Source organism: Rhizobium lentis (assembly GCF_014200175.1).
GTDB classification, from domain to species: Bacteria; Pseudomonadota; Alphaproteobacteria; order Rhizobiales; family Rhizobiaceae; genus Rhizobium; species Rhizobium mulingense.
In genome coordinates this window covers 119,219-145,809 of the sequence record NZ_JACHBD010000008.1, presented here as the reverse complement: position 1 = coordinate 145,809, position 26,591 = coordinate 119,219, and the positions used below count along the sequence as shown (strand labels likewise).

The window sequence follows — 26,591 nt, the reverse complement described above, 5'->3', positions numbered from 1 at the left end:
CAAGCCGTCTTCACCCCTGTAACGTCGCTTTAAAAACAGGGGAACAACCGTGCGCATCCTGCTCACCGAAGACAATATCGCGCTGGCCGACGGGCTCTCGGCGATCTTGCGCGGCACGGGCCATGCCGTCGATGTCGTCCATGACGGGGCGTCCGCCAATGCCGTCATCGCGGCGGAAAATTTCGACCTTGTCATCCTCGACCTCAACCTGCCCGAGATGGACGGGCTCGACGTGCTGCGCGCCATGCGCGCCCGCCAGAATCAGGCCGCCGTCCTCATCCTGACAGCACGGGGAGCGCCGGAGGAACGGGTGAAAGGCCTTGATCTCGGTGCCGACGATTATCTGATCAAGCCCTTCGACATCGCCGAATTCGAGGCCCGCGTGCGCGTACTGCTTCGCCGTCAGGCCGGGCTGCGTTCGGCGACGGTCGGCTTCGGCGGCATTTCTTTCGACCTCAACTCCCGCACCTTCTCCGCCGGTTCCACCCCTCTTGACATCCCCGCCCGCGAACTTGGCCTGCTCGAAATCCTCTTCATGCGGGCCGGCAAGGTCGTCGCCAAGGAGGCGATCATACAGTCGCTGACCGCCTTCGACGACGACATTTCCGCAAACGCCATCGAGCAATATGTCAGCCGGCTGAGAAAGCGCCTTTTGCCGCATGGCCTGACGGTCAAGACTGCCCGCGGCATCGGCTATTATCTCGACAAGGTGCCAGAGGCTTCATGAAGGCCGCCTATTCTCTCAGGCGCCGCCTGCTCTTCTGGCTGCTCGTCTCCACGGCCGTCATCGGCATGCTCGCGCTTGCCGACACTTATCGCGAGGCTGTGCAGACTTCGAACATCGTCTCCGACCGTGTTCTCGCCGGCTCGGCACTCGCGATCGCCGAACGCGTCGTCGTCGCCGAAGACGGCACGCTGCAGGTCGATATTCCCTATGTCGCGCTCGAAATGCTGACCTCGGCAGCGCAGGACCGCGTCTTCTACCGCGTCGACGGCCCGCCAGGCCAATTCATCACCGGCTACCAGGCTCTGCCGGTCCTGCAGAAGACGCCGAGCGGTGCGGCGGCCTTCGCCGACGACAACTTTCGCGGCGAGCCCATCCGCATCGCCACGCTCGAACGTTCCGCCTCGACCGGCATCCGCTCGGTACCCTTCGTCGTGACCGTCGCCGAAACCACGATTGCCCGCCGGCAGTTGACTCAGGCGATCCTCGTGCGTTCGGCACTGCGCCTCGCTCTCATGATCGCCGGAGCGGCGGTCATCGTCTGGATCTCGGTCACGGTGGCGCTCCGCCCGCTCTATAAGCTCGGCGACGCCATCGGCGAACGCAGTCCTGACGATCTGCATCCTATCGAACAAACCGTGCCGAGCGAGGTCGAGCCGCTGGTCGATACGGTCAATTCCTTCATGGTCCGCCTGCAGTCGGCGCTCGATGCCCTGCGCAATTTCACCGGCAATGCCAGCCACCAGCTGCGCACGCCGCTGGCGATTATCCGCACTCAGCTTGCGCTGTCGGCCCGCGCCGGCTCGCTCGGTGAAGCCCACGCGGCAGCTCTGAAGGGAGACCAGGCCGTCGCACATGCCGAGCGCATTCTTGCCCAGCTTCTGCTGATGGCGAAGATCGACGCCGCCACGGCCAAGGAGGCGCTGACCGCCTCCGCCATCGATCTCGCCGCCATCGCCCAGGAGATCACGGGCGAACAGATCCCGGCCGCTGCCGTCGCCGGCATCGATCTCGGCTACGAGGGTGAGAGCCCGGCGATGATCCGCGCCGAGCCGCTGCTGATCGGCGAAATGCTGCGCAATCTTGCCGGCAATGCCATCGCCTATGCCGGCAAGGGCGCTGAAGTCACTGTCCGCGTCATCGCCGCCGCCGAGACGATCCGCCTGGAAGTCGAGGACAACGGCCCCGGTATTCCGCGCGAGAAGCTGGAGGCGGTGCGTCGCCGTTTTTCGCGCGGCAATGAATCCGCCGCCCCCGGCGCCGGCCTCGGTCTTCCCATCGTCGAGGAAATTGCCAGTCTTTTCCACGCAGCGTTGACACTGGAATCGGGCAGTGACGGCAGGGGCCTGAAGGCTGCCGTCACTTTCGCCAGAGCGGCCTGAAAGCCGGCGCCCCATCGACCTTTCCACCTTGCTTTCTTTCGCTGCATTGCACACACTGGCTTCGGGAACAGCAAGCCGCACGACGATGCGCGCCGGATAAAAAGAGCAATATGTCGATCAAAGCCAGCATCTATCACCTGACGCACTATACCTATGACAAGCCGGTCCGCCTCGGCCCACAGATCATCCGGTTGAAACCGGCCTCGCATTCGAAGACACGGGTGCTCAGCCACTCGCTGAAGGTCACGCCCTCGAACCACTTCGTCAACCTGCAGCAGGACCCCTACGGCAACTATCTCGCTCGCTACGTTTTCCCAGACCCGGTGACAGAATTAAAGATCGAGGTCGATCTTGTCGCCGACATGACGGTCTACAATCCCTTCGACTTCTTCGTTGAGGAAGAGGCGACCAAGTGGCCCTTCGGCTATCCCGAAACGATTCAGGAGGATCTGTCGATCTACATGACGCCGGAGCCGGCCGGCCCGCGCCTGAAAGCGCTGCTTCCGACGCTCGACTGGTCTCCCGGCCAGCCAACGGTCGATATGATCGTTGGCTTGAATGCCCGCCTGCAGCGGCAGATCGGTTATGTCATCCGGATGGAAACCGGCGTGCAGACACCGGAGGAGACCCTGGAAAGCGCCAAGGGCTCATGCCGCGACACCAGCTGGCTGCTCGTCCAGATCCTTCGTCATCTCGGCCTGGCCGCCCGCTTCGTCTCCGGCTATCTCATCCAGTTGACGCCTGATCTGAAGGCACTCGACGGCCCCTCCGGCACCGAAGTCGATTTCACCGACCTGCATGCCTGGGCGGAGGTCTATCTGCCCGGCGCCGGCTGGGTCGGCCTCGATCCGACCTCCGGCCTGTTGACCGGCGAAAGCCACATCCCGCTGGCAGCCACGCCGCATTACCGCAACGCCGCCCCGATCTCGGGCGGTTATTTCGGCGAGGCCGAGAGCGAATTCGCCTTCGATATGAAGGTCTCTCGCGTCGCCGAACACCCGCGCATCACGAAGCCCTTCTCCGATGAAAGCTGGAACGAGCTCAACGAACTCGGTAAGAAGGTCGACCGCGTCCTCGAGGCCGAGGATGTGCATCTGACGATGGGCGGCGAGCCGACCTTCGTCTCGATTGACGATTTCCAATCCGAGGAATGGAATACCGCCGCCGTCGGCCCGACCAAGCGCGAAAAGGCCGACAGCCTGATCCGCCGGCTGCAGGAACGCTTCGCTCCCGGCGGCTTCCTGCATTACGGCCAGGGCAAATGGTATCCGGGGGAAAGCCTGCCGCGCTGGACTTTTTCGCTCTACTGGCGCCGCGATGGCAAGCCGATCTGGCAGAACGTCGATCTGGTCGCCGCCGAAGGCAAGGATACCGGCGCTGCGGCAGAGGATGCCGAGAAGCTCCTGACGTTGATCGCAAAGGAACTGGCAATCAAACCTGACATGGTGCAGCCGGCATTTGAGGATCCGGCCGACTGGATCATCAAGGAAGGCAATCTTCCCGACAATGTCGATCCGGCGAATTCGAAGCTGAAGGATCCCGAGGAGCGTAACCGCATCGCCCGCGTCTTCGACCGTGGCCTCACTGTCCCCACGGGGTACATCCTTCCGGTCCAGGCATGGAACGCCAAGGCAGCTGAAAGCCGGGTCTGGGTCAGTGAGAAATGGCGCACCCGCCGCGGCAAGATCTTCCTTGTGCCTGGCGACAGCCCGATCGGCTACCGCCTGCCGCTCGGCACCCTGCCCTATGTCCCGCCGGCGCGCTATCCCTATATCCACCCGGCCGATCCGACCATTCCGCGCCAACCGTTGCCCGACGTTTTCGTGCCGGCCGGCCGCGCCATGCCGGAAGCCTCCTTCCACGCCGGCGAGAACAATCGGGGCCGCATCGAACAGACGCTCGGCGAAATCGGCGGTGCCGTGCGAACCGCCATGTCGGTCGAGCCGCGCGACGGCAGGCTCTGCGTCTTCATGCCGCCGGTCGAGCGGATCGAGGATTATCTTGAGCTGATCGCCGCTGCCGAAAACGCTGCCGCCGAGCTCAAGCTTCCCGTTCATATCGAAGGTTATCCGCCGCCGCAGGACGAGCGCATCAACGTCATCCGCGTCGCCCCGGATCCCGGCGTGATCGAGGTCAACATCCATCCAGCCTCGAACTGGCGGGAATGCGTCGATATCACCACCGCAATCTACGAGGAGGCGCGTGCCACCCGGCTCGGCGCCGACAAGTTCATGATCGACGGCCGCCACACCGGCACCGGCGGCGGCAATCATGTCGTCGTCGGCAGCGCCAATCCGAACAACAGCCCTTTCCTGCGCCGTCCGGATCTGTTGAAAAGCGTCGTCCTCCACTGGCAGCGCCACCCCTCGCTCTCCTACCTCTTCTCCGGCATGTTCATCGGCCCGACCAGCCAGGCGCCGCGCATCGACGAGGCTCGCCACGACAGCCTCTACGAGCTGGAGATCGCCATGGCGCAGATCGTGGCGCCCGGCCGCGGTCAGCCGCCGCTGCCATGGCTCGTCGATCGCCTGTTCCGCAATCTTTTGACCGATGTCACCGGCAACACCCACCGCGCCGAGATCTGCATCGACAAGCTGTTTTCGCCCGACGGCCCGACCGGCAGGCTCGGCCTCATCGAGTTCCGCGGCTTCGAGATGCCGCCGAACGCACGTATGTCGCTTGCCCAGCAATTGCTCGTGCGCGCGCTGATCGCCCGCTTCTGGGTCAACCCGGTCGACGGCAAGTTCGTCCGCTGGGGCACGACCCTGCACGACCGTTTCATGCTGCCGCATTTCGTCTGGGCCGATTTCCTCGACGTGCTCGCCGATCTTCGCGAAAACGGCTTCGACCTCAGCCCGGAATGGTTCAAGGCCCAGCTCGAATTCCGCTTCCCCTTCTGCGGCGAAGTCGAATACGAGGGCTCGAAGCTGGAACTGCGCCAGGCGCTGGAGCCTTGGCATGTTATGGGCGAGGAAGGCGCGGTCGGCGGCACCGTCCGCTATGTCGACTCCTCCGTCGAACGCCTCCAGGTGCGGTTCGAAACCAGCAATACCGCCCGCTACACGGTGACTTGCAACGGCCGCACCCTGCCGCTGACGCCGACCGGCACCTCTGGCGTATCGGTCGCCGGCGTCCGCTACAAGGCATGGCAGCCGGCTTCGGGCCTGCATCCGGTCCTGCCGGTCAACACACCTTTGACTTTTGACATTTATGATACATGGTCGAAGCGTTCGATCGGCGGCTGCATCTATCATGTTGCCCATCCGGGCGGCCGGACCTATGACACCTTCCCGGTGAACGGCAACGAGGCCGAAGCAAGGCGGCTCGCCCGCTTCGAGCCGTGGGGGCATACGGCAGGCGGTTATATCCCGCGCGCAGAGACGGGTTCGCTTGAATTCCCGCTGACGCTGGATCTGCGGCGGCCCGCCGGAATTTGAGGCGGGGTCGGGGCCGAGGGCTGAGGCCGAGGTTGGGATGTGAGATTTGATGGGTAAAAGGCCCGCAGCGGAGCGCAAGGGTGAGGCAGAGGTTCGCATCGGCAAGGATGCGGCCTTCGACTATGCGCCGCTTCCGGGCACTGCCGACGAGATGGTCGACAATAATGGCGTCGTCCGCCCCGTCTGGCAGCGTTTCCTCTCGCATCTCGGCGCAATGCCGGAAAAGGACCTCGCCGAGCGTTTCGCCCGCGCCGACCGCTATCTCAGAGATGCCGGCGTCTTCTACCGCGCCTATGGCAGCAAGGGCACCGGCGAACGCGCGTGGCCGATCTCGCATATCCCGGTGCTTATCGACGAGCGCGAATGGCAGGCGCTGTCGGCGGGCCTGGTCCAGCGCGCCGATCTCTTGGAAGCGATCGTCGCCGATATCTATGGCGACAACCGGCTGGTGGAGGAAGGGGTCCTGCCGCCGGCGCTGATCGCCGCCAATCCGGAATTCCAGCGCCCGCTCTCCGGCATCAGACCGGCATCCGGCCACTATCTGCATTTCTGCGCTTTCGAGATCGGCCGCGGGCCTGACGGCAATTGGTGGGTGCTCGCCGACAGGACGCAGGCGCCGTCGGGCGCCGGTTTCGCGCTGGAAAGCCGCGTCGCCACCACCCGCGCCTTCTCGGATATCTACGCCGAAACCCCGGTCCACCGCCTCGCCTCCTTCTTCGGCGCCTTCCGCGATGCGCTGCAGGGCATGAAACACTCCGGCGACGACCGCATCGCCGTGCTGACGCCCGGCCCGGCCAACGAGACCTATTACGAACACGCCTATATTGCCCGCTATCTCGGCTTCATGCTGCTCGAGGGCGAGGATCTCGCCGTCGTCAAGGGCCGCGTCATGGTGCGCACCGTCGCCGGCCTGAAGCCGATCGGCGTGCTCTGGCGCCGTCTCGATTCCGCCTTCGCCGACCCGCTGGAATTGAACCAGAATTCGCATATCGGCACGGCCGGCCTCGTCGAAGCCTTGCGCACCGAAAGCGTCACCATCGTCAATGCGCTCGGCACCGGCATTCTCGAAACCCGGGCGCTTCTGGCGTTCATGCCGACCATCTGCCGCCGTCTGTTGGGGCAGGATCTGCGGCTGCCCTCGATTGCGACCTGGTGGTGCGGCCAGGAGGAAGAGCGCGAGCACGTCGCCAAGAATATCGAGAAGATGGTGATCGGCCCGGCCTATTCCCGAGCGCCCTTCTTCGACGACGACGGCGAATCCGTGCTCGGCTCGTCGCTGCGGGCGACCGCCAGGGATTCCATCACCGATTGGCTGAGTTCGGACGGCCCCAAGCTGGTCGGCCAGGAGGTCGTCACACTCTCGACGACGCCCGCCTGGGTGGACGGCAAGCTGGTGCCGCGGCCGATGTCGCTGCGCGTCTTCGCCGCCCGCACCGCCAATGGCTGGCAGATCATGCCAGGTGGTTTTGCCCGCATCGGCTCCGGCGCCGATGTCGCGGCGATTGCCATGCAGTCGGGCGGCGCAGCCGCCGATGTATGGATCGTCAGCGACAAGCCGGTCGAGCGTCACACGCTGCTGCCGGCCGAAGGCAGCTTCACCCGCAACATGCCGGGCAGCCTTCCGAGCCGGGCGGCCGACAACCTGTTCTGGCTCGGCCGTTACATCGAACGCGCCGAAGGGGCGTTGCGCATCCTGCGCGCCTGGCACTCGCGTTATGCCGAGGCCGCCGATCCGAGCCAGCCGCTGCTCGCCGATGTCTCCGCCTATCTCGCTGCCGTCGATATCGATACGGCTGAAGCCGTACCGGAAACGCTGTTGCGCAACATCGACAGTGCGGTTTATTCGGCGAGCAACATCCGCGACCGTTTTTCGCCTGATGGCTGGCTGGCGCTCAACGATCTCGCCAAGACGGCCCGCCGTTTCCGTGTCACCGTCACTGCCGGCGACGACGCCAGCCACGCGATGACCATCCTTCTGCGCAAGCTCGCCGGTTTTGCCGGCCTCGTGCACGAGAACATGTACCGCTTCATGGGTTGGCGCTTCCTCTCGCTCGGCCGCTATATCGAGCGCGGCCTGCACATGACCCGCCTGCTCGGCCACATGTCCGGCCCGGAAGCGCCCGACGGCGCGCTCGACATGCTGCTCGAGATCGGCGACAGCGTCATGACCCACCGCCGTCGCTACAACGTCAATACGGCGCGCCTGACCGTCACCGACCTGCTGGCACTCGATCCCCTCAATCCGCGCTCGGTCCTCTTCCAGGTGAATGAGATCCACCATGAGGTCGAGCAACTGCCGAATGCCCTGATCAACGGCCAGATGTCGCCCTTCTACCGCGAGGCGATGCGGCTTCATTCCGGCCTGGCGGTGATGACGCCGGAGGGCATGGGGCCTGAGGTCTATCAGCGGTTCGAACGCGAATTGGAGCAGCTTTCCGACCTGCTCGCCCAGACCTATCTCGGGTGACGGCAGTGCTTTACGACCTCTCGCTCCGCATGGGTTACAGCTACGATGTGCCGGCATCCGGCGCCCGCCACATCATGCGCCTGATGCCGCTTTCGCTGACCAACCGACAACGCCTGGTCGCCGGCTCGATCACGATTTCGCCGACGCCGGACGAGCAGTCGCATTTCCTCGATTTCTTTCAACACCCCGCCACCGCCTTCATGCTGCGTGCGCCGCACGAGGCGCTCGACATTCGCATGCAGGCCCGCGTGCAGGTCGAAAGCCAGCCGATCGCCGCCGATTTCTCGCCGCTGCTTGCCGACCTGCCCGAGGAGATAGCAGGCATCTGGTCGCTGGCGCCGGATTCGCCGCACCATTTTCTCGGCGACAGCCCGCGCCTGACGCCGACGCGCGAGATCGCCGACTATGCACGAAGCTGCGCCAAGCCCGATCTGACGGCGATGCAGATCGCTCATGCGCTCTGCACCCGCATCAACAAGGATTTCACCTACGATCCCGACGCGACGACGGTCGACACGACGCCGATTGAGGCTTTCAGGCTGAAGCGCGGCGTCTGCCAGGATTTTACCCACATCATGATCCTGGCGCTGCGAAGCCTCGGCATTCCGGCAGGTTACGTCTCCGGCTTCCTGCGCACCATTCCGCCGCCCGGCAAGGAACGGCTGGAAGGGGCTGATGCCATGCATGCCTGGGTCAGGATCTGGTGCGGCGAGACGATCGGCTGGATCGAGCTCGACCCGACCAACGACATTCCAGCCGGCACGGACCATATCGTCGTCGCCTACGGCCGGGACTATTCCGACGTCGTCCCTGTTATCGGCGTGTTGAAAAGCTACGGCAGCCAGCGCGCGGTGCAAGCGGTCGATGTGATCCCGCTGAAATAGGCTAATCCCAAAACTGGAAAAAACCGTCGATTCGTTAAAATTCTCTTGACGCCGTAAGGACGGCGTAAAGAACCAGCATGCGTTAATCACCTGACAGGGTTTCCAGTTGGGTGAACATGATGAGCACCTCCTTTTTGCGTCCCTGCCTGCGTCGCATGTTCAGCGATCGAGGCGGTAATTTCGGTATCATGACGGCGGTTTTGGCGCCGGTTCTTCTCGGCGCTGCCGGCATGGCGGTCCATGTCGGCGATATGTTGCTCTCCAAGCAGCAACTGCAGGAAGCCGCCGATTCGGCGGCGCTTGCCACCGCCACCGCGTTGGCGAATGGCACGATCCAATCCTCTCAGGCCGAAGCCTTCGCGCGGAATTTCGTCGTGGGGCAAATGGCGAATTATCTGCAAAGCGGCGTCGATATTAAAAGCGCGACGGGCGTTAGCGTGCAGACAAACACATCGGGAAATTCGACATCCTACCAGGTGACGGTTTCGCCGAGCTACGACCTGACGGTCAATCCGTTGATGCAGGCGGTCGGCTTCAAGACACAGCATCTCTCGACCTCCGGCACGACGGTCGGCGGTCACTCACAGACCCAAGGCTCGATCTCCATGTTCCTCGCACTCGATAAATCGGGGTCAATGGGAGAGAATACTGCCACAGTCAATGAAGACGATCCGACCGAAACGTTCACCTACGACTGCAACCTCCACTACAACAGCAAGAATAATAAGTGGGTTTATGACAAATGCACCGGCAGCCGCACAAATTACTACACCAAGATAGAGGCGCTTAAGATCGCGGCGAGCAATCTCTTCAGCCAGTTGAACAGCGCCGATCCCAACGCCCAATACGTCCGCACCGGCGCGGTATCTTACGATATCGTTCAATACACTCCGAGCAATCTCGCCTGGGGAATTACCGGTGTAACCAGCTATGTCAACGCACTTCAGGCGAATGGCGGCACGAATTCCAGCGGCGCAATGAACACGGCTTACACGTCGTTGATCGCTAAGAATGCCGCAGGGAACGACGCCGAAGACTCCGCCCACAAGCTGAAGACCGGCCAGATACCCAAGAAGTACATCGTCTTCATGACGGACGGCGACAATAACAACGACAGCAGCGGCGGCCGTTCATATGACACGCTGACGAAGGCGACATGCGACACCGCCAAGTCCAAGGGCATCGAGATCTATACGATCGCCTTCATGGCGCCTTCGGGCGGACAAGCGCTGCTGCAGTATTGCGCCTCAGACGGCTCCCACTATTTCCAGGCGGAAAAAATGGAAGACCTACTCGCCGCGTTCAAGGCGATCGGAGCGAAGGCCTCCGCACAGGTAACGCGCCTGACGAACTGACGATACCGCTAGCCGAAAGCCGATCAAAAAAGCCGCGCCGGAACAAACCGGCGCGGCTTTTCGTGATCGCTACCCATCCATCCGATCGGGAAAAACGTTTGTAATCAATCCGCTCGAACCCCGTGAATATGAAGGTTTCGCAAATTTTTCGTTTGCCCAAATCCTTTGTTGCAAGTGCTTCCTAACGATGCATAAACTGTGGTCCGCGCAAGCGACAAATCGATTAAATCAGGCATAACACCCTGAAACCAAATTAAAATTGGCGAGATCTGACCATGAATACCGTTTCCAAGCCGGTTATCCCTTCTCCCGCTCCCCGCAGTTCAAGGCCGGAAATTCTCGCTGAAGAAATCATCGAACGTCTGACCTACCGCATCGGCAAGGACGCCAAGGTGGCAAAGCCGCATGACTGGCTGACGGCGACGATCCTGGTGGTGCGCGACCGCATCATCGACAAGTGGATGGCCTCCACCCGCGAGGTCTACGCGACGGGCGCCAAGCGCGTCTATTATCTTTCCCTCGAATTTCTGATCGGCCGCCTGATGCGCGATGCCATCTCGAATCTCGGCCTGATGGAAGAGGTGCGCGATGCGCTCGCCTCGCTCGGCGTCGATGTCAACGTCATTGCCGGGCTAGAGCCGGATGCCGCACTCGGCAATGGGGGCCTCGGGCGTCTCGCCGCCTGCTTCATGGAGAGCATGGCGACGGTCAACGTCCCGGCCTATGGCTACGGTATCCGCTATGTCCATGGCCTCTTTCGCCAGCAGCTGGCCGACGGTTGGCAGGTGGAACTGCCCGAAAACTGGCTCGCCCACGGCAATCCCTGGGAGTTCGAGCGTCGCGAGAGCTCCTATGAAATCGGCTTTGGCGGTTCCGTCGAATTCATCACCACCCATGACGACCAGCCGCGCTACGTCTGGAAACCGGCGGAGCGCGTGATCGCCGCCGCCTTCGACACGCCGGCCGTCGGCTGGCGCGGCAAACGAGTCAACACGCTGCGCCTCTGGTCGGCACAGCCGATCGATCCGATCCTGCTCGATGCCTTCAACGCCGGCGACCACATCGGCGCGCTTCGCGAAAGCAACAAGGCCGAAAGTCTGACCCGGGTTCTCTATCCGGCCGACGCAACGCCGGCCGGCCAGGAGTTGCGCCTGCGCCAGGAATTTTTCTTCTCGTCTGCCTCGCTGCAGGACATCCTGCGCCGCCATCTGCAGCAATATGATGATTTCACCTCGCTGCCGGACAAGGTGGCCATCCAATTGAACGACACCCATCCAGCCGTCTCGGTCGCCGAACTCGTGCGCCTGCTCTGCGACGTGCACGGCATGGATTTCGAACAGGCCTGGGAGATCACCCGCCACACTTTCTCCTATACCAATCACACGCTTCTGCCCGAAGCGTTGGAAAGCTGGCCGGTACCGCTGTTCGAGCGCCTGCTGCCGCGCCATATGCAGATCGTCTATGCGATCAACGCCAAGATCCTGCTCGATGCCCGCAAGACCAAGAACTTTTCCGACAGCGAAATCCGCTCGATCTCACTGATCGAAGAGAGCGGCGACCGCCGCGTGCGCATGGGCAACCTCGCCTTCATCGGCTCGCATTCGATCAACGGCGTCTCGGCGCTGCACACCGATCTGATGAAGGTCACGGTCTTTGCCGACCTGCACAAGCTCTATCCCGACCGCATTAACAACAAGACCAACGGCATCACGCCGCGCCGCTGGCTGCAGCAGTGCAATCCCGGCCTCACCGGCCTGATCCGCGAGGCGATCGGCGACGAGTTCCTGGATGATGCCGAAAAGCTGCGCCCGCTCGAGGCGCACGCTTCCGATCCGAGCTTCCAGCAGAAGTTCGCGGCGATAAAGCGGGCCAACAAGGTGGCGCTCTCCAATCTCGTCGCCAGCCGCATGGGCGTTAAGCTCGATCCGTCGGCGATGTTCGATATCCAGATCAAGCGCATCCATGAATATAAGCGCCAACTGCTGAACATCATCGAAGCCGTCGCCCTCTACGACCAGATCCGCTCGCATCCGGAGCTGGACTGGGTACCGCGCGTCAAACTCTTCGCCGGCAAGGCGGCGCCGAGCTACTACAACGCCAAGCTGATCATTAAGCTGATCAACGATGTCGCCCGCACCATCAACAACGACCCGTCGGTGCGCGGCCTGCTGAAGGTCGTCTTCGTGCCGAACTACAATGTCTCGCTCGCCGAGGTCATGGTTCCGGCCGCCGATCTCTCCGAGCAGATCTCGACCGCCGGCATGGAGGCATCCGGCACCGGCAACATGAAGTTCGGCCTCAACGGGGCGCTGACGATCGGCACACTCGACGGCGCCAATGTCGAGATGCGCGACAATGTCGGCGAAGACAACATCGTCATCTTCGGCCTCAGGGCCGATGAGGTCGCCAAGGTCCGCAGCGACGGCCACAATCCCCGCGCCATTATCGAGGGCTCGCGCGAGCTCTCGCAGGCGCTCTCCGCCATCGGCTCCGGCGTCTTCTCGCCCGATGACCGCAACCGCTACGCCGCGCTGATCGACGGCATCTATTCGCACGACTGGTTCATGGTCGCCGCCGATTTCGATGCCTATGCCCAGGCTCAGCGCGACGTCGACCAGATCTGGACCAACCAGTCCGACTGGTACACCAAGACGATCAACAACACGGCGCGGATGGGCTGGTTCTCTTCCGATCGCACGATCAGGCAATATGCAGACGAAATCTGGAGAGCCGGATGAAAACGCCGAAAACCATCCCTGAAGTAAAGCTTTCCTGGGAAATTTCGGCAGATGAAATCACGGCGATCCTTGCCGGCTCGCATTCCAATCCCTTTGCCGTCCTCGGTGTCCACCAGGCCGGCGACGCCTTCGTCGCCAGGTGTTTCATCCCGGGCGCCGAAGACGTGACCGCCATGACGCTCGACGGCGGCGTCATCGGCGAACTGAAGCAGCTTCATGCCGACGGCGTCTTCGCCGGCCCGGTTTCCTTGACAAAGCTCCAGCCGGTGCGTTACCGCGCCCGGCGCGGCGATTCCGAATGGGCCGTCACCGATCCCTACAGCTTCGGGCCGGTGCTCGGGCCGATGGATGATTATTTCGCCCGCGAAGGCTCGCACCTGCGCCTGTTCGACAAGATGGGTGCGCATCTCATCAAGCATGATGGCGCCCAGGGCATCCATTTCGCCGTTTGGGCCCCGAATGCGCAGCGCGTCTCGGTCGTCGGCGATTTCAACAATTGGGACGGTCGCCGTCACGTCATGCGGCTGCGAGCCGACAGCGGCATCTGGGAGATCTTTGCCCCTGACGTGCCGATCGGCGTTGCCTACAAATTCGAGATCCGCGGCCATGACGGCGTATTGCTGCCGCTGAAGGCCGATCCGTTCGCCCGGCGCAGCGAGCTCAGGCCGAAGACCGCCTCGGTCGCCGCCGCCGAGCTGGAGCAGGTCTGGGAGGACGAGGCCCATCTGAAGCATTGGCGCGAGACCGACAAGCGCCGCCAGCCGATCTCGATCTATGAGGTTCATGCCAGCTCCTGGCAGCGCCGGCAGGACGGCACCATGCTGTCCTGGGACGAGCTCGCCTCCAGCCTCATTCCCTATTGTGTCGACATGGGTTTCACCCATATCGAATTCTTGCCGATCACCGAGCATCCCTACGATCCCTCCTGGGGTTACCAGACGACCGGCCTCTACGCGCCGACCGCCCGCTTCGGCGAGCCGGAGGGCTTTGCCCGTTTCGTCAACGGCTGCCACAAGGTCGGCATCGGCGTCATCCTCGACTGGGTGCCGGCGCATTTCCCGACCGACGAGCATGGTCTCGGCTGGTTCGACGGCACGGCGCTCTATGAGCACGAAGACCCGCGCAAGGGCTTTCATCCCGACTGGAACACGGCGATCTACAATTTCGGCCGCACCGAGGTCGTCTCCTATCTCGTCAACAATGCCCTCTATTGGGCGGAGAAGTTCCATCTCGACGGCCTGCGCGTCGATGCAGTCGCCTCGATGCTCTATCTCGATTATTCGCGCAAACACGGCGAATGGATCCCGAACGAATATGGCGGCAACGAAAATCTCGAAGCTGTCCGCTTTCTGCAGGACCTCAATGTCCGCATCTATGGCCTGCATCCCAATGTCATGACCATCGCCGAGGAATCCACTTCATGGCCGAAGGTCTCGCAGCCCGTGCACGAGGGCGGCCTCGGCTTCGGTTTCAAGTGGAACATGGGCTTCATGCACGACACGCTGAGCTACATGAAACGCGATCCGATCCACCGCAGGCACCACCACAACGAGCTCACCTTTGGTCTGCTCTATGCCTATTCCGAAAATTTCGTCCTGCCGCTGTCGCATGACGAGGTCGTCCACGGCAAAGGCTCGCTAATCGCCAAGATGCCGGGTGACGACTGGCAGAAATTCGCCAATCTCCGCGCTTATTACGCTTATATGTGGGGCTATCCCGGCAAGAAGCTGTTGTTCATGGGACAGGAATTCGCCCAGTGGAGCGAATGGAGCGAGGCGAAGTCGCTCGACTGGAACCTGCTGCAGTATCGGATGCACGAAGGCATGCGGCGCTTGGTGCGCGATCTCAACTTCACCTATCGCAGCAAACCGGCGCTGCATGAGCGTGACTGCGAGGGCGACGGCTTCGAATGGCTGGTCGCCGACGACCACCAGAATTCCGTCTTTGCCTGGCTGCGCAAGGCGCCGGGCCAGAAGCCGATTGCCGTGATCACCAATTTCACGCCCGTCTATCGCGAGAATTATTCGATCCGCCTGCCCCTGGCGGGCCGGTGGCGGGAGATTCTGAATACCGATGCCGACATCTACGGCGGCAGCGGCAAGGGCAATGGCGGGCGCGTGCAGGCCGTCGATGCCGGCGGCAACATCACCTGCTCGATCACCCTGCCGCCCTTGGCGACAATTATGCTTGAACCTGAAAATTAAGACTGGTGGGAGGAGAAAATGGTAGAAAAGCGTATTCAGCCACTTGCCCGCGATGCAATGGCCTATGTTCTGGCAGGCGGCAGGGGGAGCCGTCTCAAGGAACTCACCGATCGGCGTGCCAAACCCGCCGTCTATTTCGGCGGCAAGGCCCGCATCATCGATTTCGCTCTGTCGAACGCGCTGAATTCAGGCATCCGCCGCATCGGCGTCGCCACGCAATACAAGGCGCATTCGCTGATCCGCCACATGCAGCGCGGCTGGAACTTCTTCCGCCCTGAGCGCAACGAGAGCTTCGACATCCTGCCGGCCAGCCAGCGCGTTTCGGAAACGCAGTGGTATGAAGGCACCGCCGACGCCGTCTACCAGAACATCGACATCATCGAGGATTATGGTGTCGAATACATGGTCATTCTCGCCGGCGACCACGTCTACAAGATGGACTATGAATGGATGCTGCAGCAGCACGTCGATTCCGGCGCCGACGTCACCATCGGTTGCCTGGAAGTGCCGCGCATGGAAGCGACCGGCTTCGGCGTCATGCATGTCAACGACAAGGACGAGATCATTGCCTTCGTCGAGAAGCCGGCCGATCCGCCGCCCATTCCCGACAAGCCCGATTTCGCGCTGGCCTCGATGGGTATCTACGTCTTCCACACAAAGTTCCTGCTCGATGCGCTGCGCCGCGACGCCGCTGATCCGACCTCGAGCCGCGACTTCGGCAAGGACATCATTCCCTATATCGTCAAGAATGGTAAGGCGGTCGCCCATCGCTTCGCCAAGTCCTGCGTCCGATCGGATTTCGAGCACGAGCCCTATTGGCGCGACGTCGGCACGATCGACGCTTATTGGCAGGCCAATATCGACCTGACCGCGATCGTTCCGGAGCTCGATATCTACGACAAGTCCTGGCCGATCTGGACCTATGCCGAGATCACCCCGCCGGCGAAATTCGTCCATGATGACGAGGATCGCCGCGGCTCGGCCACATCATCCGTCGTGTCGGGCGACTGCATCATCTCTGGCGCCAGCCTCAATAAGAGCCTGCTCTTCACCGGTGTCAGGGCCAATTCCTTCTCCAAGCTGGAAGGGGCGGTCATCCTGCCGAATGTGAAGATCGGACGGCGCGCGCAGCTCAAGAATGTGGTGATCGACCACGGCGTCGTCATTCCGGAAGGTCTTGTTGTCGGCGAGGATGCCGAACTCGACGCCAAGCGCTTCCGGCGGACGGAAAGCGGCATTTGCCTGATCACGCAGCCGATGATCGACAAGCTGGATATCTGACGTATGAAAGTTCTTTCGGTTTCGTCCGAAGTCTTCCCTTTGATCAAGACAGGGGGCCTGGCGGATGTGTCCGGCGCCCTGCCGATTGCTCTCAACGCCTTCGGGGTCGAAACCAAGACTCTCCTGCCCGGCTATCCCGCCGTCATGAAGGTCATTCGCGACCCGGTTGTCAGGCTCGAATTCGCGGACCTGCTCGGAGAAAAGGCGACCGTGCTCGAGGTCCAGCACGAGGGCCTCGATCTTCTCGTCCTCCATGCCCCGGCCTACTACGACAGGCCGGGCGGCCCCTATCTCGATCCGCTCGGCAAGGACCATCCCGACAATTGGCGCCGTTTCGCCGCTCTGTCGCTCGCCGCCTCCGAGATCGCCGCCGGTCTGCTGCCCGGCTGGCGGCCGGATCTGGTCCACACGCATGATTGGCAAGCAGCACTGACATCCGTCTACATGCACTATTATCCGACGCCGGAACTTCCGAGCGTGCTGACGATCCACAACATCGCCTTCCAGGGCCAGTTCGGCTCCGAGATCTTTTCAGGCCTGCGCCTGCCCGATCATGCCTTCGCCATCGACGGCGTCGAATATTACGGCACGACCGGCTTTCTGAAAGGCGGCCTGCAAACCGCCCATGCGATCACCACTGTCAGCCCCACCTATGCCGATGAGATCCTGACGCCGGAATTCGGCATGGGGCTCGAAGGCGTGATTGCCGCCCGCATCGACAATCTGCACGGCATCGTCAACGGCATCGACACCGATATCTGGAATCCGGCAACCGATCCCGTCGTCCACACCCATTACGGCCCGACGACACTGAGGAACCGCGACGAGAACCGCCGCTCGATCGCCGAGTTCTTCCATCTCGACAATGACGATGCCCCGATCTTCTGCGTTATCAGCCGTCTCACCTGGCAGAAGGGCATGGATATCGTCGCCAATGTCGCCGACGAGATCGTCGGCATGGGTGGCAAGCTCGTCGTGCTCGGTTCCGGCGAAGCCGCTCTCGAAGGCGCGCTGCTTGCTTCCGCCAGCCGTCATCCCGGCCGCATCGGCGTCTCGATCGGCTATAACGAGCCGATGTCGCATCTGATGCAGGCCGGCTGCGACGCGATCATCATCCCCTCGCGCTTCGAGCCTTGCGGCCTGACCCAGCTGTATGCTCTGCGCTATGGCTGCGTGCCGATCGTCGCCCGTACCGGCGGGCTGAATGACACGGTGATCGATGCCAATCACGCCGCACTTGCGGCGAAAGTGGCAACCGGCATACAATTCTCATCCGTGACGGAAACGGGCATGCTGCAGGCAATCCGCCGTGCAATGCATTTTTACGCGGACCGAAAACTCTGGACCCAATTGCAAAAGCAGGGCATGAAATCGGATGTCTCCTGGGAGAAGAGCGCCGAACGCTACGCTGCCCTCTATTCAAGCCTCGTCTCGAAAGGCATGTGACCTAAAATGATCAAGTCCGTACCCACCACGCCCTACCTGGACCAGAAGCCCGGCACATCCGGCCTGCGCAAGAAGGTTCCGGTCTTCCAACAGGCGAATTATGCGGAGAACTTCATCCAGTCGATCTTCGATTCGCTGGAAGGCTACCATGGCAAGTGCCTCGTCATCGGCGGCGACGGACGCTATTACAATCGCGAAGTCATCCAGAAGGCGGTCAAGATGGCCGCCGCCAACGGCTTCGGCAAGGTGATGGTCGGCAAGGGCGGCATTCTGTCGACGCCGGCCGCGTCCCACATCATCCGCAAATACAAGGCTTTCGGCGGCATCATTCTGTCTGCCAGCCACAATCCCGGCGGCCCGACCGAAGATTTCGGCATCAAGTACAACATCAACAATGGCGGTCCGGCTCCGGAAAAGATCACCGACGCGATCTATGCCCGCTCCAAGACGATCGACAGCTACAAGATCGCCGATTTCGCCGACGTCAATCTGGATCGCATCGGCAAGGACGAACTTCCCGGCGGCATGATCCTCTCCGTCATCGACCCGGTCGAGGACTATGCCGCGCTGATGGAAGAGCTGTTCGATTTCGGCGCCATCCGCAATCTGATCAGCCTCGGCTTCCGCATCGCCTTCGATGGGATGAGTGCGGTCACCGGCCCCTATGCCAAGGAAATCTTTGAAAATCGTCTCGGCGCTCCCTCGGGATCCGTGCGCAACTTCATGCCGCTGCCCGATTTCGGCGGTCATCATCCGGATCCGAACCCAGTTCACTGCAAGGAACTCTTCGATGAGATGATGGGCGAGGACGCGCCTGATTTCGGCGCCGCTTCCGATGGCGACGGCGACCGCAATCTGATCATCGGCCGCGGCATCTTCGTCACTCCCTCCGACAGCCTGGCGATTCTTGCCGCCAACGCCAATCTCGCTCCCGGTTACTCCGGCGGCCTCGCCGGCATCGCCCGCTCGATGCCGACCTCGGGGGCTGCCGACCGCGTCGCCGAAAAACGCGGCATCGGCATGTATGAGACGCCGACCGGCTGGAAGTTCTTCGGCAACCTGCTCGACGCCGGCATGGCGACGATCTGCGGCGAGGAAAGCTCCGGCACCGGATCCAGCCACGTCCGCGAAAAGGATGGCCTCTGGGCGGTGCTGCTCTGGCTGAATATTCTTGCCGTGCGCGGCGAGAGCGTCGCCGATGTCGTCACCCAGCACTGGCAGACCTACGGCCGCAACTATTATTCGCGCCACGATTACGAAGGCCTCGACATCGATGCGGCGAACGGGCTGATGGACAGTCTCCGCAGCCAGCTTTCCACGCTGCCCGGCAAGAGTTTCGGCAGCCTGAAGGTCGAGAAAGCCGACGATTTTGCCTATCACGATCCGATCGACAAATCGGTGAGCGAGCACCAGGGCATCCGCGTCCTCTTCGAAGGCGGCTCCCGCGTCGTCTTCCGTCTCTCCGGCACCGGCACGTCTGGCGCAACCTTGCGTGTCTATATCGAGCGCTACGAGCCGGATTCCACTCGCCACAACTTCGAAACGCAGGAAGCGCTCGCCGATCTCATCGCAGCAGCCGACAGCGTTGCCAGCATTCGGGAACGCACGGGACGCGACGCGCCAACCGTGATCACCTGATCCGGGGGAAACATGCGCGGGAACAATGCGGCGCAGGTCGGCGCGATCGTCTTCGACACCGGCGTCGAATTTGCCGTCTGGTCGCATCATGCCGCGCAGGTCGAGCTCTGCCTGTTCGACAATGACGGCAATAGAGAATTCGCGCGCCTGCCGATGGCACGCGACGGCAACCACATCCATCGTCTGTTTGTCGACGGGCTGAAGGCAGGCGCGTGTTATGGCTATCGTGCCGACGGTATCTACGCGCCGGACAACGGCCTCTGGTTCGATCCGTCGAAATTGCTGATCGACCCCTACGCCAAGGAGATCGACCGGCCGTTTCGCTACGATCCCCGCCTCGGCGTCTACGGCGAAGACAGCCAGGATCTGATGCCGAAGGCGATCGTCACCACCGATACGCGCGCCGCCGTCGCCAAGCCACTCTTCAAACCGGGCGGCTTCATCTACGAAGTGGCGGTGCGGCCCTTCACCATTCTTCATCCCGACATACCGGAGCACCAGCGCGGCACGATCTCCGCCCTTGCCCATCCCTCCGTCATCGCCCACCTGAAGCGGATCGGGGTCGATGCCGTCGAACTGATGCCGATCACCGCCTGGATCGACGAACGCCACCTGCCGCCGCTCGGCCTCACCAACGGCTGGGGCTACAATCCTGTCGCCTTCATGGCGCTCGATCCGCGGCTCGCCCCGGGCGGCATGGCGGAGCTGCGCGAGACCGTTGCCGCCCTGCATGCCGAGGGCATCGCCGTCATCCTCGACCTCGTCTTCAACCATACCGGCGAGAGCGATCGTTACGGCACGACGCTGTCGCTGCGCGGCCTCGACAACCTGCACTATTTCCGCCATGTCCAGAATTGCCCGGGCGAACTGGTCAACGATACGGGAACCGGCAACACGCTTGCCTGCGACCATCCCGAAGTTCGCCGTCTCGTCATCGACAGCCTGCGCCATTTCGTGCTCAATTCGGGCGTCGACGGTTTTCGCTTCGACCTCGCCCCGGTGCTCGGCCGAACCGCGGCCGGCTTCGAACGCGATGGCGGAACACTTGCCGCGATTCTGGCCGACACCGTGCTTGCCGACCGGATCATGATCGCCGAACCCTGGGATATCGGCCCGGGCGGTTACCAACTCGGCAACTTCCCGCCGCCCTTCCTCGAATGGAACGACCGGGTTCGCGATGATTTGCGCTGCTATTGGCGCGGCGATCAATGGAAAACCGGCGCGCTGGCGACAGCCCTTGCCGGCTCTTCCGACATCTTCGCCCGCAATGACGGCAAAGGGACGCGCAGCGTCAATTTCCTTGCCGCCCATGACGGCTTCACGCTGATCGACCTCGTCTCCTATGCCGGAAAGCATAACGACGCCAATGGCGAGCACAATCGCGACGGCCATAATGAAAACCACTCGTGGAACAATGGCGTCGAAGGCGAAACACTCTACCCCTCGATCCGCAAGCGCCGAAAAAACGATGTGATGGCGCTGATATCAACGCTCTTTGCCACCCGCGGCAGCATCATGCTGACGGCCGGCGACGAAGGCGGACGCAGCCAGCGCGGCAACAACAATGCCTATTGCCAGGACAACGAGATCACCTGGCTCGACTGGAAGACATTGGATGAGGACCTCATCGCCCATACCGCCTTCGTCGCCGGGCTGCGCCGCCGCTTCACCGTCTTTTCCGAAACGGATTTCCTGTCGGGAAATGGCGACGTCGAATGGATCTCGGTTTCGGGCGAACCGATGACGGTCGCCGAATGGGAGACGCCGTCGCTCCACACGCTCGGCATGCTGCTGGCAACCGGCGACCGGGCCTCAAGAGGCCAACGCACCCGGCTTGCCGTGCTCTTCAATCGCTCCGAAAGCCGCGAGCTCTTTACGCTTCCGGCGGAAGGCGAAGCTTCCTGGCGTCAATTGACGCCGGCAGGCGCGAAGAAGACCGGTGCCCGAGTTACCGTCGAGCCACGCTCCGTCGGCTTTTTCATAGAAAAATGACCGGCGCCTCCCATTGGCGCAAATCCTTATCGCAATCGTCATAAATGCACGATAAGGCTTTGGCGCGGCGGGCTTATCTGACGGGGAAATGCATGGGCACGGAAATTTCACTCTCCGACGTGCGGGGATTGATCGGCATGGAAACGGGCCTTTCGGATTGGATCACCGTCGACCAGACGATGATCGATGCCTTTGCGGGGGCAACGGATGACCATCAGTTCATTCACGTCGATCCTGAGCGCGCCGCCGCCGAAAGCCCCTTCGGCGGCACCATCGCTCATGGCTTCCTGACATTGTCTCTGCTCTCGGCGATGAATTACAACTGCCTGCCGAAAGTGCGAGAGCAGACCATGGGCATCAATTATGGCTTCGACCGCGTCCGCTTCATGACACCGGTCAAAAGCGGCGCCCGCGTGCGCGGCCGCTTCCTGCTCTCAGACGCCCGCTTCCGCGGCGGCGGCATGCTGATGACCACCTACGACGTTACGATCGAGATCGAAAACGAGAAGAAGCCGGCCCTGACGGCAAAATGGATCACCATCATCCAGTTCGACCCGAAGGATCGTCCCGAGGACGTCTAAGTAAAACGGCACTATTGTTCATACAGCCGAATTGAAGACGGCTTCGATTGCGTGCCCGTCCGGATCTATCACGAACGCAGCATAATAGTATTCGTCGTAATGGAGTCGCAGGCCTGGACCACCGTTGTCACGGCCGCCATGCGTGATCGCCGCCGCATGAAACTGATCGACCGCCTGACGGTGCGGCGCAGCAAAAGCCAGATGAAAACCAGGGCCTGCCGGGCGCTGGCAATCCGGCCGATGTTTGATCGCTAGCTTGTCCCCGCCGCCGGGAGGGCCGTATCCGACCGCCTGCCCTATCTGGCCCGGCCCGATGTCATCCCAGACCCTGACATAACCGAGCGCGCCAAGAGCGGCATCGTAAAATGCCGCCGACCACTCGATATCGGAAACGCCGAGGGAAGCATGATGCAGCATTCGTCCATCCCTCGACCAAGTGCCTATGCGGGCAGATTGTTACAGCGCCGCGCGGCTTTCCAGAGGCTGACGCTGTAAAACTTTGCGCTACTGCATTTTTTATCCGTAAATCGATTCCGATTTAAGAGAATAATGCGGTGCGGCCTCAATGCCCGGCATCATGAGCCGCTTCGTTGAGCAGCCCGAAAACGAAGTCCGAAAACGACCGCCAGCACTCCACCCGGAATGTCTCTTCCTCCGTGCGCAGAAGCACGATTTCCGCCTTGCCGAAGATCGTGCGCGACGCGGCCCCTACCGGAAAGGAAGCAAGCGACAGATCCTGCGGGCAACCGGCGGCAAGCGTCGTCTCCGCGCCCGGTCCCGAGACGATGATCGCGACATTGCGGTGGGAAACGTCGGTCGCCGAATGTACGGCACGGAGGCCGGAAAGCACCGCCATCAGATCGGCGCCATCCTCGTCGATTACCAGCCATTCGTCCGGCCCGATCCAGAGCGCTGAGCGTGCGCCGGCCCGCCTGGAGGTCTTCGGAGCGTTCGGCAGAGTGAGACCGAGCGCTTTGGAAAGCGCGGCGATCGATTCCGCAGGCGCGCGCAGCGCCACCCGGCCCGCTGCCGGTGCCACCGTCAGCCGTACCGTTGCGGAGCCGCCGAGACGGCCGGCAAGCACTGGCTTGCGAATTGCGACATCAGCCATGGATGCGGCCTCCTTCCTTGTCAAAGAATACCAGATCCGTCACCTCGACGGCGATCGTCCGGTCCGGCATCGGCACGTAGAGCGTCTCGCCCATCCGCGCCCGGCCGCCGGCGACGAGCGCGAAGGCGATCGACCGGCCGCAGTTTTCCGACCAATAGGCCGAGGTGACATGACCGAGCATCGTCATCGGCTTCGGCTCGTTCGGGTTGGCCACGACCTGTGCACCTTCTTCGAGCACCAGCTTCGGATCCTTGGTGACAAGGCCTACGAGCTGCTTGCGTCCCTCCTTGACGAGGTCCGGCCGCTGAAGGCCGCGAATACCGACGAAGTCCTTCTTCTTCTTCGAAACGGCCCAGGCAACGCCCGCGTCGTCAGGGGTCACGGTCCCGTCAGTATCCTGGCCGACGATGATGTAGCCCTTCTCGGCGCGAAGAACGTGCATCGTCTCCGTACCGTAGACGCAGGCCCCGAGCGGCTCGGCATTGGCCCAGACGGCTTCGAGCACGGACTGGCCATAATCGGCCGGCACATTGATTTCGAAGCCGACTTCACCGGTGAAGGAGACGCGGAAGAGCCGGGCCGGCACGCCGCAGACCGTGCATTCGGCAACGCTCATATGCGGGAAGGCCTCATTCGAGAGGTCGACCCCTTCGACCAGTGGTTCGACGATCTCGCGCGCCTTCGGCCCCTGCACGGCGATGACGGCCCATTGCTCGGTCACCGAGGTCAGCCATACCTTCAGGTCCGGGAATTCCGTCTGCAGGTAATCTTCCATGTGGTGAAGAACGCGTGGCGCACCGCCGGTCGTCGTCGTCACATGGAAACGGTCCTCGGCCAGTCGCCCGACGACGCCGTCGTCATAAACGAAGCCGTCTTCGCGGGTCATGATGCCGTAGCGGGCCTTGCCGGGCTTCAGCGTATCCCAGGCATTGGTGTAGATGAGGTTGAGGAACTTCGCGGCATCCGGCCCCACCACCTCGATCTTGCCAAGCGTCGAAGCATCGAAGATGCCGGCCGACTCTCGGGCTGTGCGGCATTCGCGGGCGACCGCCTGATGCATCGTCTCGCCAGCACGCGGGTAGAACCAGGCGCGTTTCCAGTTTCCGACATCTTCGAAAACGGCACCATGGGCTTCTTCCCATTCGTGCAGCGGCGTCTTACGCGTCGGATCGAACAACTCTCCGCGCGAATGGCCGATCAGCGTGCCGTAGGTGACTGGCGTGTAGGGCGCGCGGAAGGTGGTGAGACCGACCTGCGGGATTTCCTTGCCGAGCATCTCGGCGGCGATCGCCAGCCCATGCATGTTGGACAGCTTGCCCTGGTCCGAAGCCATGCCATTCGTCGTAAAGCGCTTGATGTGCTCGATCGAATGCATGCCCTCGCGCACGGCAAGGCGGATATCCTTGGCACAGACATCGTGCTGGAAGTCGATGAACGCCTTGGCGTTGGTTTTCGGCCCGGCACCTTCGGCAGCACCGATCATGCCGCCTGTCCATTCAAAGGCCTGCTCAGCCGAAATTGCGATCTTCTCGCCGCTGCTTCCGCCGGTGGCCTGCGCCATCAGCTCGCCGGCGGCAAGCGATTCCTCGATCGTCCGCTGCAGATCGTCGGTGCCGTTGCAGGCGCCGACCGACAGGCAGTCCTGCGCGTAGGAGCCGGGCAGGAAACGCTGGCTTTCAGCGTCGAAGGCCACTTTGCCGCGCGACTGCGAGAACAGATGCACGGACGGTGTCCAGCCGGCCGAAACCAGCAGCGCATCCACGGCGATCTTGCGCGGCGAACCGCCGCCGTTGCGCGCCACCGTCATTGACGAGATGCGCAACCGACCCGCAGTATTGATGACCGACTGGCCGGCCAGGACGTCGATACCGAGCGCACGTGCCTCCGCCAGCACCGCCGCGCCCGGGGCCTGCCGGCAATCGACGATCGCGGCGATCGACACACCTGCTCGTTTCAGATCGAAAGCCGCCTCATAGGCCGAGTCATGCGCCGTGTAGATGCCGACATTCTTCCCGACGGCGGCGCCGTAATGGTTGAGATAGGTCCGCGCCGCCGAGGCCAGCATGATGCCGGGCCGGTCGTTATTCGGAAATACCATGTGCCGTTCGATCGCGCCGTTGGCGAGGATCACCCGCTTGGCCCGGACCTGCCAGAGCCGTTCGCGCGGCAGATCATGGGCGGGATTAGCGAGATGGTCGGTGACGCGCTCGGCAAGGGCGACAAAATTGTGGTTGTAGTAGCCGAAGGCAGTGGTGCGCAGTAGCACTTGCACATTGTCCATCGTCTTCAGCTGCGCTACGGCCTTCTGCGCCCACGTGAAGCCGTCCTGCCCGTCGATCTTTACGCCGGCATCATAGCGCAGCGCACCGCCCGCTTCCGGCTGCTCGTCGCAGAGGATCACCCTGACGCCGGTCCGGGCCGCGGCCAGCGCCGCCGAAAGCCCGGCAACCCCAGCGCCGACCACCAGCACGTCGCAATGAGCGTAACGGCTGGCATAATGGTCCGGATCGCCTTCCGTCGGCGCAACACCGAGGCCGGCGGCGCGACGGATGAGCGGTTCATAGACATGCTTCCAGGCGGCGCGTGGCCACATGAAGGTCTTGTAGTAGAAGCCGGCGGCGAAGAACGGCGACATCAGATTGTTGATCGCCCCGATATCGCGGGCAAGCGAGGGCCAGCGGTTCTGCGAGCTGACGATCATGCCGTCGAAGACTTCCTGCACGGTGGCGCGCACGTTCGGCTGCTTGCGTGCTGCATCGCGAGCGACGTCGATCAGGGCGTTCGGTTCCTCAGCGCCAGCTGACAGAATGCCGCGTGGCCGGTGATATTTGAACGAACGGCCGACGAGGTGCACGCCGTGGGCGATCAGCGCCGAGGCGACGCTATCGCCTTCGAGCGCCGTGTAGCTCTTGCCGTCGAAGCTGAGGCGCGCGGTTTTGGCCGGCGTCAGGCGCCCCTTGCCGGCGATACGGTTGACGCCGCTCATTGCGCCTCTCCTTCCAGGGCTTCATATGTCTCGACAGGCGCGTGCTTCTCGGCTGCAGGACCGATCTCGGGCTTCGGCTCGCCTGCCTTGTAGGTCGTGATGAACTTGTCGCTCACCGTGTCGCGGACTGCATTGAAGAAACGTCCGCAGCCATGGATGTGCCGCCAGCGTTCGAATATCAGCCCCTTCGGATTGTCGCGCAGAAAGAAATAGGCTTCGAATTCCGCGTCCGAGATCGAGGCAATATCTGCGGGCCGCGCAATATGCGCGTCACCCGCGCCGCGGAATTCGAGCTCGGAGCGCTCTTCCTGGCAGTAAGGGCAATGGATCAGCAGCATGTAGGATTTCCTTCTCCTCCACTTCTC

General features: G+C 62.5%; 17 protein-coding genes. 13 read left to right on the top strand and 4 right to left on the bottom strand.

The features are described 5' to 3' along the window. Positions 1 to 49: 49 nt before the first annotated feature. From GGI60_RS19565 to GGI60_RS19505, 13 genes are all read left to right on the top strand, one after another. Positions 50 to 727 carry a response regulator transcription factor gene (locus GGI60_RS19565; RefSeq protein WP_183917921.1) on the top strand — a complete coding sequence of 226 codons (678 nt, stop codon included), beginning with the start codon at positions 50 to 52 and terminating at the stop codon, positions 725 to 727. Next, complete coding sequence (locus tag GGI60_RS19560; RefSeq protein WP_183917919.1) at positions 724 to 2,106, top strand: sensor histidine kinase; 1,383 nt, start codon at positions 724 to 726, stop codon at positions 2,104 to 2,106. The genes GGI60_RS19565 and GGI60_RS19560 overlap by 4 nt, the downstream gene beginning before the upstream one ends. Before the next feature lie 110 nt (positions 2,107 to 2,216). Beyond that, on the top strand, positions 2,217 to 5,543 hold the full coding sequence (locus GGI60_RS19555; protein ID WP_183917917.1) for a DUF2126 domain-containing protein: 3,327 nt from the start codon (positions 2,217 to 2,219) through the stop codon (positions 5,541 to 5,543). 49 nt (positions 5,544 to 5,592) lie between these two features. Further along, positions 5,593 to 8,010, top strand: coding sequence for a circularly permuted type 2 ATP-grasp protein (locus tag GGI60_RS19550; protein ID WP_183917915.1), 2,418 nt, complete (start codon positions 5,593 to 5,595; stop codon positions 8,008 to 8,010). After that, positions 8,007 to 8,894 carry a transglutaminase family protein gene (locus GGI60_RS19545; protein WP_183917913.1) on the top strand — a complete coding sequence of 296 codons (888 nt, stop codon included), beginning with the start codon at positions 8,007 to 8,009 and terminating at the stop codon, positions 8,892 to 8,894. The genes GGI60_RS19550 and GGI60_RS19545 overlap by 4 nt, the downstream gene beginning before the upstream one ends. 119 nt (positions 8,895 to 9,013) lie before the next feature. Then, a complete protein-coding gene (locus GGI60_RS19540; protein ID WP_183917911.1) occupies positions 9,014 to 10,249 on the top strand; it encodes a pilus assembly protein in 1,236 nt (411 codons plus the stop codon). A 275-nt stretch (positions 10,250 to 10,524) separates the two neighbouring features. Next, entirely contained in the window at positions 10,525 to 12,987 is a 2,463-nt protein-coding gene (locus GGI60_RS19535) for a glycogen/starch/alpha-glucan phosphorylase (RefSeq protein WP_183917909.1), read from the top strand. After that, positions 12,984 to 15,191: a 1,4-alpha-glucan branching protein GlgB gene (glgB, locus tag GGI60_RS19530; protein ID WP_183917907.1), complete on the top strand. Its 2,208-nt coding sequence runs from the start codon at positions 12,984 to 12,986 to the stop codon at positions 15,189 to 15,191. Before GGI60_RS19535 ends, glgB begins: the two co-directional genes overlap by 4 nt. Before the next feature lie 18 nt (positions 15,192 to 15,209). Next, on the top strand, positions 15,210 to 16,472 hold the full coding sequence (gene glgC / locus GGI60_RS19525) for a glucose-1-phosphate adenylyltransferase (protein ID WP_183917905.1): 1,263 nt from the start codon (positions 15,210 to 15,212) through the stop codon (positions 16,470 to 16,472). Positions 16,473 to 16,475: 3 nt separating this feature from the next. Further along, the gene (gene glgA, locus GGI60_RS19520; protein ID WP_183917902.1) at positions 16,476 to 17,918 is read left to right on the top strand and encodes a glycogen synthase GlgA; all 1,443 of its coding nucleotides are present in this window, start codon (positions 16,476 to 16,478) and stop codon (positions 17,916 to 17,918) included. 6 nt (positions 17,919 to 17,924) lie between these two features. Continuing rightward, positions 17,925 to 19,556 (top strand): alpha-D-glucose phosphate-specific phosphoglucomutase, encoded by a 1,632-nt coding sequence (locus GGI60_RS19515; protein ID WP_183917900.1) that lies wholly within the window; start codon positions 17,925 to 17,927, stop codon positions 19,554 to 19,556. Between the two features lie 12 nt (positions 19,557 to 19,568). Next, on the top strand, positions 19,569 to 21,548 hold the full coding sequence (gene glgX / locus GGI60_RS19510) for a glycogen debranching protein GlgX (RefSeq protein WP_183917899.1): 1,980 nt from the start codon (positions 19,569 to 19,571) through the stop codon (positions 21,546 to 21,548). Positions 21,549 to 21,640: 92 nt separating this feature from the next. Then, entirely contained in the window at positions 21,641 to 22,129 is a 489-nt protein-coding gene (locus GGI60_RS19505; RefSeq protein ID WP_038691313.1) for a MaoC family dehydratase, read from the top strand. Positions 22,130 to 22,147: 18 nt separating this feature from the next. Here GGI60_RS19505 and GGI60_RS19500 read toward each other — a convergent pair whose 3' ends face one another. The 4 genes from GGI60_RS19500 to GGI60_RS19485 all read right to left on the bottom strand — a co-directional run bounded on the left by GGI60_RS19500 (position 22,148) and on the right by GGI60_RS19485 (position 26,564). Then, positions 22,148 to 22,546, bottom strand: a complete 399-nt coding sequence (locus tag GGI60_RS19500) for a VOC family protein (RefSeq protein WP_183917897.1) — start codon at positions 22,544 to 22,546, stop codon at positions 22,148 to 22,150. 145 nt (positions 22,547 to 22,691) lie between these two features. Next, complete coding sequence (locus GGI60_RS19495; protein WP_183917895.1) at positions 22,692 to 23,240, bottom strand: sarcosine oxidase subunit gamma; 549 nt, start codon at positions 23,238 to 23,240, stop codon at positions 22,692 to 22,694. Beyond that, the gene (locus tag GGI60_RS19490) at positions 23,233 to 26,226 is read right to left on the bottom strand and encodes a sarcosine oxidase subunit alpha (protein ID WP_183917893.1); all 2,994 of its coding nucleotides are present in this window, start codon (positions 26,224 to 26,226) and stop codon (positions 23,233 to 23,235) included. Before GGI60_RS19490 ends, GGI60_RS19495 begins: the two co-directional genes overlap by 8 nt. Then, complete coding sequence (locus GGI60_RS19485; RefSeq protein WP_183917891.1) at positions 26,223 to 26,564, bottom strand: sarcosine oxidase subunit delta; 342 nt, start codon at positions 26,562 to 26,564, stop codon at positions 26,223 to 26,225. Before GGI60_RS19485 ends, GGI60_RS19490 begins: the two co-directional genes overlap by 4 nt. Positions 26,565 to 26,591 lie beyond the last annotated feature (27 nt).

Coding starts and splice junctions, on each gene's coding strand:
- glgB (WP_183917907.1), top strand. CDS start 12,984: ATGAAAACGCCGAAAACCATCCCTGAAGTAAAGCTTTCCTGGGAAATT.
- GGI60_RS19495 (WP_183917895.1), bottom strand. CDS start 23,240: ATGGCTGATGTCGCAATTCGCAAGCCAGTGCTTGCCGGCCGTCTCGGC.
- GGI60_RS19560 (WP_183917919.1), top strand. CDS start 724: ATGAAGGCCGCCTATTCTCTCAGGCGCCGCCTGCTCTTCTGGCTGCTC.
- GGI60_RS19550 (WP_183917915.1), top strand. CDS start 5,593: ATGGGTAAAAGGCCCGCAGCGGAGCGCAAGGGTGAGGCAGAGGTTCGC.
- GGI60_RS19490 (WP_183917893.1), bottom strand. CDS start 26,226: ATGAGCGGCGTCAACCGTATCGCCGGCAAGGGGCGCCTGACGCCGGCC.
- glgA (WP_183917902.1), top strand. CDS start 16,476: ATGAAAGTTCTTTCGGTTTCGTCCGAAGTCTTCCCTTTGATCAAGACA.
- GGI60_RS19540 (WP_183917911.1), top strand. CDS start 9,014: ATGAGCACCTCCTTTTTGCGTCCCTGCCTGCGTCGCATGTTCAGCGAT.
- GGI60_RS19500 (WP_183917897.1), bottom strand. CDS start 22,546: ATGCTGCATCATGCTTCCCTCGGCGTTTCCGATATCGAGTGGTCGGCG.
- GGI60_RS19485 (WP_183917891.1), bottom strand. CDS start 26,564: ATGCTGCTGATCCATTGCCCTTACTGCCAGGAAGAGCGCTCCGAGCTC.
- GGI60_RS19505 (WP_038691313.1), top strand. CDS start 21,641: ATGGGCACGGAAATTTCACTCTCCGACGTGCGGGGATTGATCGGCATG.
- glgX (WP_183917899.1), top strand. CDS start 19,569: ATGCGCGGGAACAATGCGGCGCAGGTCGGCGCGATCGTCTTCGACACC.
- glgC (WP_183917905.1), top strand. CDS start 15,210: ATGGTAGAAAAGCGTATTCAGCCACTTGCCCGCGATGCAATGGCCTAT.
- GGI60_RS19535 (WP_183917909.1), top strand. CDS start 10,525: ATGAATACCGTTTCCAAGCCGGTTATCCCTTCTCCCGCTCCCCGCAGT.
- GGI60_RS19555 (WP_183917917.1), top strand. CDS start 2,217: ATGTCGATCAAAGCCAGCATCTATCACCTGACGCACTATACCTATGAC.
- GGI60_RS19515 (WP_183917900.1), top strand. CDS start 17,925: ATGATCAAGTCCGTACCCACCACGCCCTACCTGGACCAGAAGCCCGGC.